This is a genomic window from Achromobacter ruhlandii, from assembly GCF_002082135.1.
Classification (GTDB): Bacteria; Pseudomonadota; Gammaproteobacteria; order Burkholderiales; family Burkholderiaceae_B; genus Achromobacter; species Achromobacter ruhlandii.
In genome coordinates this window covers 1888151-1901197 of sequence record NZ_CP017433.1, presented here as the reverse complement: position 1 = coordinate 1901197, position 13047 = coordinate 1888151, and the positions used below count along the sequence as shown (strand labels likewise).

Sequence of the window (13047 nt, the reverse complement as noted above, 5' to 3'; positions counted from 1 at the left end):
GTACGTACAACTTTTTAAGAGCGTACATTTATGCCAGTCTCGGTTCTCGAATCCACCCTCTTCAAAGACATGTTCGGCACCGCCGCGATGCGGGCCGTGTTCGACGATGCCGCCACCGTGCGGCGCTATGTGGAAACCGAAGTCGCGCTGGCGCGGGTGCAGGGCCGGCTGGGCGTGATCCCGGCCGAGGCCGCCCGCGCCATCGAGGCGCGCGCCGACGCCGCCGCCCTCGACATGACGCTGCTGCGCGAGGAAACCGAGATCGTCGGCTATCCGATCCTGCCGCTGGTGCACCAGCTGTCGCGCCAATGCGGCCCGGAGGGCGAATATCTGCACTGGGGCGCGACCACGCAGGACATCATGGACACCGCCACCGTGCTGCAGGTGCGCGAGGCGCTGGAACTGGTGGATGCTGATCTGGCGGCGCTGGACGCCATCCTCGACAACCTGGCGCGCGAATACCGCGACACCCCCATGGCGGGCCGCACCCATTTGCAGCACGCCCTGCCGATCACGTTCGGCTACAAGGCCGCCGTCTGGCTGCTGATGCTGCGGCGCCATCGCGAACGCCTGGCGCAGTTGCGGCCGCGGGTGCTGATCGGGCAATTCGGCGGCGCGGCCGGCACGCTGGCCTCGCTCGGCGAGCAGGGCCTGGCGGTGCATGGCGCCCTGATGGACGAACTGGGATTGGGCGCCGCGCCGGTGACCTGGCACGTGGCACGCGACGGCCTGGCGGAAACGGTGCAGTTCCTAGCGCTGGTATGCGGCTCGCTGGGCAAGATCGCGGTCGACATCATGCTGATGATGACTAACGAGCTGGGCGAGGCGTTCGAGCCGTTCGTGAAGGGCCGCGGCGCCTCCAGCACCATGCCGCAGAAGCGCAATCCGATTTCGTGCGAATTGATGTGGGCGGCGTCCAAGACCGTGCGCCAGCACGCCGGGCTGGCGCTGGACGCCATGCTGCAGGACTTCGAGCGCGCCACCGGCCCCTGGCACATCGAATGGTCGGCCGTGCCCGAGGCCTTCGTGCTGACGGCCGGCTCGCTGCGCCAGGCCCGCTTCATGCTCGGCGGACTGGAAGTGGACACCGCCCGCATGGCGCGCAACCTGGATCTGTCCGGCGGCCTGATCGTGGCCGAGGCCGTGATGATGGGCCTGGCGCCGCACATCGGCCGCCAGACCGCGCATGACGTGGTCTACGACGCCTGCCGCGAGGCGGCCACGTCGCGCCGCCGGCTGGCTGACGTGCTGCGCGAGGACGCGCGAGTCGCGCAGCGGCTCGGCGCGGACCAGATCGAACGGCTGTGCGATCCGGCCCACTACCTCGGGGCCGCGCCCCGGATGGTGGACCGCATGCGCGCGCATCTCAACCCCGGCGCCGCCTGAACCGCGGCGCCGGCTTTCCCCCGATAAAAAAACACCCACGGAGACAAACCATGAAGAACTGGCTGGCGGCGATCACCGCCACGGCGGCGTTCGCCCTGACCCCGGGCGCGCACGCGCAGGACACCTACCCCAACCGCGCCATCACCTGGATCGTGCCGTTCGCGGCCGGCGGCCCCACCGACGCGATGGCGCGCAACATCGCCAACCGCGTCGCGCAGGAACTCAAGCAGACCATCCTGATCGAGAACGTGGGCGGCGCGGGCGGCACCATCGGCGCGGCCAAGGCGGCCAAGTCGACGCCCGACGGCTACACCTTCCTGGTGGGCCACATCGGCTACATGGCGGCCGCGCCGTCGCTGTACCAACGGCTGCCATACGACCCGACCAGGGACTTCCAGGCGGTGTTCCGCTTCCCCGACACGCCGCTGGTGCTGCTGGTGGGCGAAAGCTCGCCCTACAAGTCGGTGACCGAACTGATCGCCTTCGGCAAGCAGCATCCGGGCAAGCTCAACTTCAGCAATGCCGGGGTCGGCTCGACCTCGCACCTGGTGGCCGCCATGTTCGCCAGCCAGGCCGGCATGGACATCACGCCCATCGCCTACAAGGGCGCCGGCCCGGCGCTGAACGACCTGATGGGCAACCAGGTCGACGCCATGTTCGACCAGACCAACACCGCCCTGCCGCAGACCCGCGGCGGCAAGGTGCGCGCGCTGGGGCTGACCTCCGCCACCGCCATGGCGCAGTTCCCCAACGTGGCGCCGATAGGCGCGCAAGCCCTGCCGGGCTTCCAGGTGTCCACGTGGTACGGCCTATATGCCCCAAAGGGCGCGCCGGACGCGGTGGTGCAGACGATGTACGGCGCCTGGCAGAAGGCGCTGGCCGACAGTGACTTCACCGGCAAGATGGTGGAACAGGGCATCCAGTTGCTGCCGGAGGGCCAGTACGCGCCCGCCGCCTTCCAGCAATTCACCGCCGACGAAGGCAAGCGCTGGGCCGGCGTCATCAAGCAGGCCGGCATCACGCTGCAATAGGCCCGCCACATCATGCGCGTCCTGCTCGCTTCCGATATCGAGACCAGCATCGCCCAGGCCCTGCAGGCGGTCAGCCACACGCATCCGCCCGATTTCGTGCGGGCGCTGAAGGCCGCCCACGACCGCGAAACCGCGCCGGCCGCGCGCCACGCGCTGCTGCAATTGCTGGTCAACAGCAAGATGAGCGCGCGGGCGCGGCGCCCGGTCTGCCAGGACACCGGCGTGGCGCACGTCTATGCCCGGCTCGGCATGGACGCGCGCATCCGCGCCGATGGCCCCGGCCCCACGCCCAGCCTGCAAAGCCTGGCCGACCGGGCCGTGGCGCGCGCCTATGGCTGTGCCGCCAATCCGCTGCGGGCATCGATGGTGCGCGACCCGCTGGGCCTGCGCCGCAACACCCGCGACAACACGCCCGCCGTGCTGCACGTGGAACTGGTGGAAGGCGACGGACTGGAGTTGACCGTAGTCGCCAAGGGCGGCGGCGGCGACGTCAAGGCGCGCTATGCCATGCTCAATCCCAGCGACTCGGTCGCCGACTGGGTGGTGGCGCAACTTCCCGGCATGGGCGCCGGCTGGTGCCCGCCGGGCGTGCTGGGGCTGGGCGTGGGCGGTTCGCCGGAACAGGCCATGGCCCTGGCCAAGCGCGCCCTCTTCACGCCGATCGACATGCCCGAGCTGCTAGCGCGCGGCGCGCAAGACCCGGTCGAGCGCTTGCGGATCGAGGTCCACCAGCGCGTCAACGCGCTGCGCATCGGCGCCCAGGGCCTGGGCGGCGACACCACCGTGCTCGACGTCAAGGTCGCCACCGCCGCCTCGCACGCGGCGCTGCTGCCGGTGGCGCTGCTGCCCAACTGCGCGGCCACCCGCTTCGTGACGTTCACGATGCCCGACAGCGGGCCGGCGGTACTGCCGCCGCCCGATCCCGCGGCCTGGGACGGCATTCCGGACGCCCTGCCGGACAGCGCCGGCCGCCGGGTCGACCTGGACTCACTGACGCGCGCAGAGGTCGCCTCGTGGCAAGCGGGCGAAACGCTGCTGCTGTCCGGCAGGTTGCTGACTGGCCGCGACGCCGCGCACAAGCGCATGGATGAATTGCTGGCGCGGGGCGAACCGCTGCCGGTGCCGCTGCAAGGGCGCGCGCTGTACTACGTCGGCCCGGTCGATCCGGTGGCCGGCGAAGCGGTGGGCCCGGCCGGCCCCACCACGGCGGCCCGCATGGACAAGTTCATGCCGCGCCTGCTGGCCCACAGCGGCCTGCTGGTGACCATCGGCAAGGCCGAGCGCGGCCCGCTGGCGCGGCAGGCGATCCAGGCCCACGGCGGCGCCTACCTCAGCGCGGTGGGCGGCGCGGCCTACCTGGTGTCGCAAGCGGTACGCGCGGCGCGCGTGGTCGCCTTCGCGGACCTGGGCATGGAGGCGATCTATGAGTTCGAGGTGCGCGACATGCCGGTGACGGTGGCGATCGATACGCGCGGCCGCTCGGTGCATGCGGTGATCCCGATCCAGGCGGCGTGAGCGCGCTCTCCCTCAGGCCTGTTCCGGCAGGTAGCCGCTGTAGCCCATCAAGGTCGACAGCCGCTGGGCGACGTTGGCGACGATCTCCTGCACCTGGGCGATGCTGGGCGATTCCTTGCGGTCGATGCGCTCGATGTGCGGCACGTTGATGGCGGCGATGACCTGGTTGCCCACGCCCATCACCGGATACGCGACGTTGGTGATGCCGCGGATCTGGCGGCTGGCCATGCAGGCGCAGCCGTTCTTGCGCACGTCCGCCAGGATCGGGAACAGTTCGCCCGGGTCGGACTCCAGCTCGCCTTCCACCTTGATGTGGGCGGCCAGCATGCGGGTGCGCTCGACCTCGTCGCGGAATGCCAGCAACACGTGGCCCGAGGACGTGTCGGTCAGGCCCATCATCACGCCCACCTTCAGGCCGAACGACCAGCGCTCGGGACTGTCGACCTGCGCGATCACCACCACCCGGCCGGCCTGGTAGACCGCCAGGTGGCACGACTGGCGCGCGCGGTTGGCCAGTTCGCGCAGCAACGGCAGCGCCACGCTCACCAGCGATTTCAGCGGCTGCTGGCGGTGCGCCAGCTCGAACATCTTCAGCGTCAGCGTGTAGCGGTCGTTGTCGTCGACCTGCACGAAGCCGCGCCGCTGCAGCGTCACCGCCATGCGGAAGATCTCGCTGACGCTGCGGCCAATCTTCTGCGCCAGCTCGGCCAGCGTGTAGCCGGCCGGGCTGGCGGCCAGCGCCTCCAGGATGTCCAGCCCCTTTTCCAGGGCGGGCGCGGCATAGCGTTGCGCGCCCGGCGCGTCGGTGGCGTCGGCCTCGGTCGGCGTGGAATCGACGGGGGAAATCTTGGAAGCGGTCATGGCGTCGGCGTGGGAGTGAAACCCGATTTTATTCGGCCCGGCTCCAGGCCCGCAGGGCCTGCCGCTGTTCGCCCAGGCCGGCGATGCCCAGGCGCATCTCGTCGCCCGCCTTCAGGTAGACCGGCGGCTTCTGGCCCAGGCCCACGCCCGGCGGCGTGCCGGTGCTGATGATATCGCCCGGCATCAGCGACATGAAGCGGCTGATGTAGCTGACCAGCGTCTTCACGCCGAACACCATGGTGCGGGTGCTGCCGTTCTGGAAGCGATGGCCGTTCACTTCCAGCCACATGTCCAGGTTCTGCGGATCGGCGACCTCGTCGCGCGTCACCAGCCACGGGCCGACCGGCGCGAAGGTGTCGCAGCCCTTGCCCTTGTCCCACTGGCCGCCGCGCTCGATCTGGTATTCGCGCTCGGACACGTCGTTGACCACGGTGTAGCCGGCCACGTAGTCCATGGCCTCGCTTTCTTCCACGTACGAGGCCTTCTTGCCAATGACCACGCCCAGCTCCACTTCCCAGTCGGTCTTGACCGAGCCGCGCGGGATGATCACCGGGTCGTTCGGGCCGCTCAGCGACGAGCTGGGCTTGAGGAACAGGACCGGTTCGGCCGGCACCGGCAGGCCGGACTCGGCGGCGTGGTCGGCGTAGTTCAGGCCGACGCAGACGATCTTGCCAACGCCGTTGACCGGGCAGCCGTAGCGCACCGCGCCGTCCACGCGCGGCAGGCTGGCGGGGTCGAGCTTGGCCAGCCGGGCCAGTTCGGCCGGGGCGATGGCGGCGGTGTCGATGTCGGCCACCACGCCCGACAGGTCGCGCAGCGCGCCCTGGGCGTCGATCAGGCCGGGTTTTTCCTGGCCGGGCTGGCCGTAGCGTACGAGTTTCATGCGGAATCCTTGAAAGGGAACAAAGCGGGGCGGCGGCTCAGTTGGACCAGCCGCCGTCGATAACCTGGATGGTACCGGTAGTGAAAGCCGATTCGTCGCTGGCCAGGTAGACCGCCAGCGCGGCCACCTCCTCCACCCGGCCGACGCGGCCGATGGGCTGGCGCGCCACGAAGGCGGCGCGCACCGCGGCTTCGTCGCTGCCCTGTTGGCGCGCCTGCGCGGCGATGCGCTCGCGCAGCGAAGGCGACTCGACCGTGCCGGGGCAGATCGCGTTGCAGCGGATGCCGCGCGCCACGAAGTCCGCCGCCACCGCCTTGCTCAGCCCGATCACGGCGGCCTTGGAGGCGCCATAGACGAAGCGGTTGGGCACGCCCTTCACGCTGGAGGCGGCCGAGGCCATGTTGATGATCGAGCCGCCGCGTTCCAGCATCAGCGGCAGGTAGGCGCGGATGGTGCGGTACATGGCCTTGACGTTCAGGTCCATGCTGAAGTCCCAGTCGGCCTCGTCGCAGTCCAGCACGGTGCCGGCGTGGACGAAGCCGGCGCAATTGAACAGCACGTCGACCGCGCCGGTCTCGCGCGCGCAGTCGGCCACGGCGGCGCCGTCGCGCACGTTCAGCACGCGAGTGCGCAATCCGTCCAGGCCGGCCTCGCGCGCCTCCTTCGCCAGATCGGCCAGCGCCGCCTCGTTGATGTCGGTGGCCCAGACCTGGGCGCCCTCGCGCGCCATGGCCAGGGCGCTGGCGCGGCCGATGCCGTTGCCGGCTGCGGTCACCAATGCGCGCTTGTCTTGCAAACGTAGGGTCATGTCTCGTCTCGTCGGTGGGGAACGTGGCGCGGCGCCGGAGCGGCGTGCATTATCTTGAAATTCAATTTTATTAATGAAATAACATTAGAAGAATTTCAACGCCCCAACAAGACAGGGATTTTAAGTATTTACCCTATATTTCTTCTCACTCCAGAGCTTTCAAACAAATTACGCGGGGCCAAAATATGGAAAATTATTTTTATCAATGAAATCTCCGCGCTTGCGCATGCCGCCCGATTCACCGGCCGCCACACTGCATCACGCCGCCGCAACATCCTCCAGGATCATCTCGGCGCCGCGCTCGGCCACCATCATCACCGCCGCCTGGGTATTGCCCGACACCATCTTCGGCATCACCGAGGCATCCACCACCCGCAGGCCGTCAATGCCGTTGACCCGCAAGCGCGGATCGGTCACCGCCCCGCCATCCGCGCCCATGCGGCAGGTGCCGATCGGGTGATAGATGGTCTGGCCGTTGCGGCGCGCGAAATCCAGCCACTGCGCGTCGCTGTCCACGTCTGGCCCCGGACTCATCTCGCGCTCGATATAGCGCTGCAGAGCCGGCTGCTGCACGATGCGCCGCGCCACCCGCATGCCGCCCACCAGGCTGTCGCGATCGATCTGCGCCGACAGGAAGTTGGGACGGATCGACGGCGCGGCGAAGGGATCGGGCGACTTGATATGAATGGAACCCGTCGACTCCGGCCGCAGTTGCGCCACGCCGATGGTCATGCCCGGCTCGCGGTCGAGGATGCGCTCGGCCGCGTTGGCGTAGCTGGCATGCACGAAGAAATACTGCACGTCGGCCGCCGGCAGGTCCGGCGCGCTCTTGACGAAGCCGTGCACCAGCCCCGTGCCCAGCGTCAGGATGCCCTTGCGGCGGGTGTAGTAGCGCGCCACCTGTTGCGCCAGGCGCCAGCCGCGCGACATCTCGTTGAGCGTCACGGTGTTCCGGACCCGCCAATTCATGCGCGTGGCGAAGTGGTCGATGTAGTTCTCGCCCACCCGCGGCTGCGCGTGCACCAGCGGGATGCCGAAGGACTGCAGCAGCGCGGGATTGCCCACGCCCGACAGCTCCAGCAGTTGCGGCGACTGCACCGCGCCCAGGCACAGCAGCGTCTCGCGCCGCGCCCGCACGGTGAACTCCTGGCCGTTCTTGCGATAGGCCACGCCGACACAACGCTTGCCCTCGAACAGCAGCCGCGTCACGTGCGCGCCGCACTCCACCGTCAGGTTCTTGCGGCCGGCGGCCGGCTTCAGATAGCCGTCCACCACGCTCCAGCGGCGGCCGTGGTGTTGTACCACCTGGTAGTAGCCGACCCCGTCCTGGCGACCGGCGTTGTAGTCGGGGTTGAGCGGCAGCCCGTCCTCCTGCGCCGCGCGCAGGAAGGCGTCGGACAGCGGAAAGCGCTCGGCCACTTCCTCCACGTGCATCGGGCCGTCCTTGCCGCGGGTCTCGCCGCCGGGCGGATAGCACTCGATCTTGCGGAACACGCGTTGCGCCGTGGCCGCGCCCCAGCCGCTGGCGCCGGCGGCCTCCCAGCCGTCGTAGTCCTGCGGCCGGCCGCGCACGTAGATCATGCCGTTGATCAGCGTCGAACCGCCCAGGCCCTTGCCGCGCGGCACGGCGATGGTGCGGCCATGGACGTTGTCCTCCGGCTCGGTGGCAAAGCGCCAGTTGTAGTCCGGGTTCACCAGCAGCTTGGAAAAGCCCGCCGGGATCGGGATCCACATGCTGCGCGCCTCGTGCCCGGCTTCCAGCATCAGCACCCGGTGGCGGCCGTCGGCCGTCAGGCGGTTGGCCAGGATGCAGCCGGCGGTGCCGCCGCCCGCGATAATAAAGTCGTAGTCGCCCATCGTCTCGTCCGTCGCGCCTCACCGTTGCGCGGCCGGCGCCACGCCCATCATTTCCGCCATCAGCTCGATCTGCCCGGCCAGCATCGGCGCGCCGTAATGCACCTTGCAGCCGCGCGCCCGCGCCGCCACCAGCAGCGGCGTGTCGGCCGGCTGCATGATGACCTCGCACACCAGCTGGTCCGGCGTCAGCCGCGCCGCGTCCAGCGGCAGCGCGTCGTCCGGCTTCATGCCGAGCGAGGTGCCGTTGACCACCAGGTCATGGCCGGACGGATCGGCCGTGCCGACCGTGATGTCGGCCCCGGGATGCAGCGACAGGATGCGCGCCTTCAGGTCCTCGGCCTTGGCCGGCGTGCGGTTGGCAATCGTCAGCCGCGACACGCCCGCCTGCACCAGCGCGAAGCCGATGGCGTTGGCCGCGCCGCCGGCGCCGGCCAGATAGGCGCGCTTGCCCTCGGGCGCCACGCCGTGCGTGCGCAGGCCGCGCACGAAGCCCTCGCCGTCCAGCATGTGCGCCACCAGGCGGCCGTCGGCCTCGCGCCGCACCACGTTGGCCGCGCCGATCTTGCGCGCCACCGGCGTGGCCTCGTCGGCCAGGGCCAGGATCGCCGCCTTGTGCGGCATGGTGACGATCAGGCCGCCCAGGTTCTCCAGCCGGCGCAGCCCGGCCACCACTTCGGCCAGGTTGTCGGGCCGCGCATGGAACGGCACGCAGACGCCGTCAAAGCCGATGCGGGCGAAATGCTCGTTCATGCGCTGCGGGGTTTTGACGTGATAAATCGGGTCGGCCAGGATGCCGAACAGGCGGGTGTTGCCGCTGATTTCCTTCATTGCTCTGTCTCCTTGTCGGGGCGCCGGTGGCCGGCGCCCGTGAATGCTGGCACGCCCTATCGCGCGATGAGTTCGCGCGCCACCGCCTCGATGCCGGCGCCGTCGAGCTGGTAGTGCGCGTACAGCGTGGTGGGCGGCGCGATCAGGCTGTACTCGTCGTAGATGCCATGGCGCCGCAGCCGCGTGCCGCTGCCGGCATCGGCCAGCACCTCGGCCACCGCCGAGCCCAAACCGCCCATCACATTGTGCTCCTCCACCGTCAGCAGCGCGCGCGCCTGGCCGGCCGCCGCCAGCACCGCCTCGCGGTCCAGCGGCTTGATGGTGGGCATGTCGATCACGCCCACCGACAGGCCGTCCTCGCGCATCCGGGCGGCCGCTTCCAGCGCCGCGTGCAGCGTGATGCCGCAGGCGATGATGTTCAGGTCGCTGCCGGTCGAATGGACGATGGCGCGGCCGAACGCGAACGGCGCGCCGTCTTCATACACCTGCGGATCGCGGCCGCGGCCGATGCGGAAATAGATCGGCTCGGGCCAATCCACCGAGGCCTTGATGGCGGCGGCCAGTTGCGGCCCGTCGGCCGGCGACACCACCGTCAGGCCGGCGATGGCGCGCATGGTGGAGATGTCCTCGGTGGCGTGGTGCGAGGTGCCATAGAAACCCAGACTGATGCCGGTGTGATGGCCGATCAGCCGCACCGGCAATTTGGTGTAGGCCACGTCCATGCGGATCTGCTCGCAACACAGCAGGCCCAGGAACGAGGCAAAGGTCGCCACGAACGGCATCGCGCCGGTGGTGGCCAGCCCGGCCGCGGCCGACACCATGTTCTGCTCGGAGATGCCGAACTGCACGTAGCGCTCGGGATAGGCCGAGGCGAAGCGGTTCAGGCCGTTGGAGTACTGCAGGTCGGCCGAGCCGGCCACCACCGGATGCCCGGCCCGCGCCAGGTCGATCAGCGCGTCGGAAAGATACGACAGCCCGGGGTTCACCGCGTTCAGCGCGCGGTACTGCCAGGAATCGGGGGAAAGCGTCTGTGCCTGTGCCATTCAGATCTCGCGGGTCATGATTTCGTCGATGGCTGCCTGCGCGTCCTGCGGCGCCAGGTAGCCCAGATGCCAGCCGGGTTCGGTTTCCATATAGGAAACGCCCTTGCCCTTGATGGTTTTGGCGATGACGCAGGCCGGCCGCGCGCGCGCCTCGTCCGCGCGCAGCCACCGCAGCAGCGCGGTCAGCGCCGCCAGGTCATGGCCGTCGACCTCGTGCACCTCCCAGCCAAAGGCCTGCCACTTGTCGCGCAGCGATTCCACGCCGATCACGTCGTCGACCTTGCCGTCGAGCTGGTAGCCATTGCGGTCGATGATGGCCACCAGGCGCGACAGCTGGTGGTGCGCGGCGAACAACGCCGCCTCCCACACCTGCCCTTCCTGCATCTCGCCATCGCCCAGCATCACGAACACGTTGAAATCGCGCTGGCTCATGCGGCCGCCCAGCGCCATGCCGGCGCCGTTCGAGAGCGCGTGGCCGATGGAGCCGGAACTGAAATCGACGCCCGGCACCTTGGTCATGTCGGGGTGGTCGCCCAGCGGGCTGCCCAGGCGGGTGTAGCCGTCCAGCAGTTCATGCGGGATGAAGCCGTGGTCGGCCAGCACCGGGAACAGGCCCACGGCCGCATGGCCCTTGCCCATCAGGAAGCGGTCACGATCGGGCCAGGCCGGCTCGCCCGGCCGCAGCCGCATCACGTCGTAATACAGGGCGGCAAAGATCTCGGCGCACGAAAAGACCGAGCTGTAGTGCCCGACCTTGGCGATCTCGATCAGCCGGATGGTCTCCAACCGGATGTGGCGGGCCTTTTCCCGCAGCATCCGGACCTCGTCTTCGCTTGGGTCTCCCCGGTCCTGGCGCATGGCGTCTCCTTCGCTTATCAGAATATATGATATATAATATACCCATCGCGCTTGAATTGGCCAGGGCGGGATAGAATTCAGCCGGGCGCCGTTTCACGGCTTCCGCCATTCCATCGAACCCAAGCCTCGACCGTCATGCCCAGCCTTAAACCGGTAAAAAAAGAGAACCTCTCCGTCAAGGTCTACAACGAGATCCGTAACGCCCTGATCAACGGGCAGTACGAACCCGGAGAGCGCCTCATCATTGGCGAGCTGGCCCAGGAAATGGGCGTCTCGATCACGCCCGTGCGCGAGGCCATCTTCCGTCTCATCAGCGAGCAGGGCCTGGAAATGCAGGCCGCCACCGCGGTCTACGTGCCCTATGTCAACTCGGAAAAGCTGCGCGAGATCCAGCAGATCCGCTTCCACCTGGAAGGCATGGGCGCGGCCGAGGCCGCCAGGAACATCACGCGCAAGCAACTGGACAACCTGATCGCGCTGCAGAAGGACTTCATCTCCTGCACCTCGACCGACCCCAAGCGCGCCAGCTACCTGAACCGCAAGTTCCACTTCGGCATCCTGGAAGCCAGCAACAAGCCCATCCTGCGCAACACCGTGGAATCGTTCTGGGTCATCACCGGCCCGATCCTCAAGGTGTTCCACATCAAGACGGCGGGGCTGGACTACTCCCAGGATGAACACCGCCACGAGGCCGTGCTGGCCGCGCTGGAGGCGCGCGACCCCGAAGCCGCCACCAAGGCGATCCAGGCCGACCTGGTGTGGGGCGGCAAGATCATGATCGACTGGCTGGTCGAACGCGAAAAAGAACTCGACTACCGCCCGCCCGGGCCTCGCAAATAGGAAGACTCGATGCTGAAGATTTTCGGCGCTCCCGGCCGCTACATCCAGGGAGCCGGCGCGCTCGACGCGCTGGGCGGATACGCCGCCCTGTTTGGCCGCCGCGCCGCCCTGGTCATCGACCGCTACGTGCAGGGCGTGCTGGGCCCGAGAATCGAGGCATTGTGCGGCGCCCACGGCGTGGCGCTGACGGCCCTGCCGGTCGAAGGCGACATCACGCCCGAATCGATCGCGGCGCTGCGCGCGCAGGCCGCGGCCGCCGGCGTCGACATGGTGATCGCGGTGGGCGGCGGCAAGGCGCTGGACGCCGGCAAGGCGGTGGCCAAGGCCGAGCACTGCCACCTGGTCACGGTGCCCACGGTGGCCTCCAACGACGCCCCCACCAGCAAGAACTACGTGCTGTACGACGCCCATCACAACCTCCTGGCGGTCGAACACATGCTGTTCAACCCCACCATCGTGCTGGTCGACACCGCCGTCATCGCCACCGCGCCGGCGGCGTTCTTCCGCGCCGGCCTGGGTGACGCCATCTCCAAGAAATTCGAAGCCGAACAATGCGCCCGCAACGGCGGACGCAACATGTACGACGGCGTCCCGCCGCTGACCGCCCAGTTGATCGCCGACGGTTGCCTGCGCACGCTGCTGGCCGACGGCGCCGACGCGCTGGCGGCGGCCGGCAGCGGCCAGCCCACGCCCGCCTTCGAGCGGGTGGTGGAAGCCATGATCCTGATGAGCGGCCTGGGCTTCGAGAGCGGCGGCCTGTCGATCGCCCACGCCCTGACGCGCGGGCTGCCGAAGATCGCCGGCCTGGCCAGCGCGCCGCACGGCCTGCAGGTGGCCGTCGGCCTGCTGGTGCAGCTCGACCTGGAGGCGCGCCAGGACGGCATGCTGGCCACGCTGACGCAGTGGTACGAACAGGTGGGACTGCCCACCACGCTGGCGGCGCTGGGCGCGGCCGCGCCGTCCGACGCCGAACTGGCGCGCGCGGCCGAGCTGACGCTGGCCGCGCGCCATGCCGCCAATTTCGATCGTCCGCTGGACATCAAGACCCTCGTCGCCGCCTTGCGCCGCCACGCCTGACGCCCCGCCGCTCGCGCTGGCGGCGTCCCGCGGGCGACGCCCGCGAGCGCCGCGACCCGC

General features: G+C 69.2%; 12 protein-coding genes. 5 read left to right on the top strand and 7 right to left on the bottom strand.

From position 1 onward, the window contains the following. Window positions 1-30 precede the first annotated feature (30 nt). The 3 genes from AruCF_RS08670 to AruCF_RS08660 are packed head-to-tail and all read left to right on the top strand — an operon-like array spanning window position 31 to window position 3932. The gene (locus AruCF_RS08670) at window positions 31-1386 is read left to right on the top strand and encodes a class-II fumarase/aspartase family protein (RefSeq protein WP_049073037.1); all 1356 of its coding nucleotides are present in this window, start codon (window positions 31-33) and stop codon (window positions 1384-1386) included. Window positions 1387-1436: 50 nt separating this feature from the next. Continuing rightward, window positions 1437-2417: a Bug family tripartite tricarboxylate transporter substrate binding protein gene (locus AruCF_RS08665; RefSeq protein ID WP_049073036.1), complete on the top strand. Its 981-nt coding sequence runs from the start codon at window positions 1437-1439 to the stop codon at window positions 2415-2417. A 12-nt stretch (window positions 2418-2429) separates the two neighbouring features. Beyond that, window positions 2430-3932, top strand: a complete 1503-nt coding sequence (locus tag AruCF_RS08660) for a fumarate hydratase (RefSeq protein WP_049073035.1) — start codon at window positions 2430-2432, stop codon at window positions 3930-3932. Window positions 3933-3944: 12 nt separating this feature from the next. Here the strand turns inward: AruCF_RS08660 and AruCF_RS08655 are convergent, their stop codons facing one another. From AruCF_RS08655 to AruCF_RS08625, 7 genes are all read right to left on the bottom strand, one after another. Further along, window positions 3945-4793 (bottom strand): IclR family transcriptional regulator, encoded by an 849-nt coding sequence (locus AruCF_RS08655; RefSeq protein WP_049073034.1) that lies wholly within the window; start codon window positions 4791-4793, stop codon window positions 3945-3947. A 28-nt stretch (window positions 4794-4821) separates the two neighbouring features. After that, window positions 4822-5676 (bottom strand): fumarylacetoacetate hydrolase family protein, encoded by an 855-nt coding sequence (locus AruCF_RS08650; RefSeq protein WP_049073033.1) that lies wholly within the window; start codon window positions 5674-5676, stop codon window positions 4822-4824. A 37-nt stretch (window positions 5677-5713) separates the two neighbouring features. Continuing rightward, complete coding sequence (locus AruCF_RS08645) at window positions 5714-6484, bottom strand: SDR family oxidoreductase (RefSeq protein ID WP_020928760.1); 771 nt, start codon at window positions 6482-6484, stop codon at window positions 5714-5716. A gap of 258 nt (window positions 6485-6742) precedes the next feature. Next, entirely contained in the window at window positions 6743-8341 is a 1599-nt protein-coding gene (locus AruCF_RS08640; protein ID WP_063570208.1) for a GMC family oxidoreductase, read from the bottom strand. Between the two features lie 18 nt (window positions 8342-8359). Further along, window positions 8360-9169 carry a shikimate dehydrogenase family protein gene (locus AruCF_RS08635; protein ID WP_049073031.1) on the bottom strand — a complete coding sequence of 270 codons (810 nt, stop codon included), beginning with the start codon at window positions 9167-9169 and terminating at the stop codon, window positions 8360-8362. A gap of 56 nt (window positions 9170-9225) precedes the next feature. Beyond that, the gene (locus tag AruCF_RS08630) at window positions 9226-10212 is read right to left on the bottom strand and encodes a transketolase family protein (protein ID WP_049073030.1); all 987 of its coding nucleotides are present in this window, start codon (window positions 10210-10212) and stop codon (window positions 9226-9228) included. Continuing rightward, a complete protein-coding gene (locus tag AruCF_RS08625; protein WP_144419211.1) occupies window positions 10213-11028 on the bottom strand; it encodes a transketolase in 816 nt (271 codons plus the stop codon). Window positions 11029-11205: 177 nt separating this feature from the next. Between AruCF_RS08625 and AruCF_RS08620 the strand changes: the two genes are divergently transcribed. Continuing rightward, the gene (locus tag AruCF_RS08620; RefSeq protein ID WP_006387160.1) at window positions 11206-11910 is read left to right on the top strand and encodes a GntR family transcriptional regulator; all 705 of its coding nucleotides are present in this window, start codon (window positions 11206-11208) and stop codon (window positions 11908-11910) included. A gap of 9 nt (window positions 11911-11919) precedes the next feature. Then, window positions 11920-12987 carry a glycerol dehydrogenase gene (locus AruCF_RS08615; RefSeq protein ID WP_049073028.1) on the top strand — a complete coding sequence of 356 codons (1068 nt, stop codon included), beginning with the start codon at window positions 11920-11922 and terminating at the stop codon, window positions 12985-12987. Window positions 12988-13047 lie beyond the last annotated feature (60 nt).

Excerpts from the sequence above, each read along its gene's own strand:
- AruCF_RS08665 (WP_049073036.1), top strand. The coding sequence starts at position 1,437 with ATGAAGAACTGGCTGGCGGCGATCACCGCCACGGCGGCGTTCGCCCTG.
- AruCF_RS08635 (WP_049073031.1), bottom strand. The coding sequence starts at position 9,169 with ATGAAGGAAATCAGCGGCAACACCCGCCTGTTCGGCATCCTGGCCGAC.
- AruCF_RS08640 (WP_063570208.1), bottom strand. The coding sequence starts at position 8,341 with ATGGGCGACTACGACTTTATTATCGCGGGCGGCGGCACCGCCGGCTGC.
- AruCF_RS08660 (WP_049073035.1), top strand. The coding sequence starts at position 2,430 with ATGCGCGTCCTGCTCGCTTCCGATATCGAGACCAGCATCGCCCAGGCC.
- AruCF_RS08630 (WP_049073030.1), bottom strand. The coding sequence starts at position 10,212 with ATGGCACAGGCACAGACGCTTTCCCCCGATTCCTGGCAGTACCGCGCG.
- AruCF_RS08625 (WP_144419211.1), bottom strand. The coding sequence starts at position 11,028 with ATGCTGCGGGAAAAGGCCCGCCACATCCGGTTGGAGACCATCCGGCTG.
- AruCF_RS08645 (WP_020928760.1), bottom strand. The coding sequence starts at position 6,484 with ATGACCCTACGTTTGCAAGACAAGCGCGCATTGGTGACCGCAGCCGGC.
- AruCF_RS08650 (WP_049073033.1), bottom strand. The coding sequence starts at position 5,676 with ATGAAACTCGTACGCTACGGCCAGCCCGGCCAGGAAAAACCCGGCCTG.
- AruCF_RS08620 (WP_006387160.1), top strand. The coding sequence starts at position 11,206 with ATGCCCAGCCTTAAACCGGTAAAAAAAGAGAACCTCTCCGTCAAGGTC.
- AruCF_RS08655 (WP_049073034.1), bottom strand. The coding sequence starts at position 4,793 with ATGACCGCTTCCAAGATTTCCCCCGTCGATTCCACGCCGACCGAGGCC.
- AruCF_RS08615 (WP_049073028.1), top strand. The coding sequence starts at position 11,920 with ATGCTGAAGATTTTCGGCGCTCCCGGCCGCTACATCCAGGGAGCCGGC.
- AruCF_RS08670 (WP_049073037.1), top strand. The coding sequence starts at position 31 with ATGCCAGTCTCGGTTCTCGAATCCACCCTCTTCAAAGACATGTTCGGC.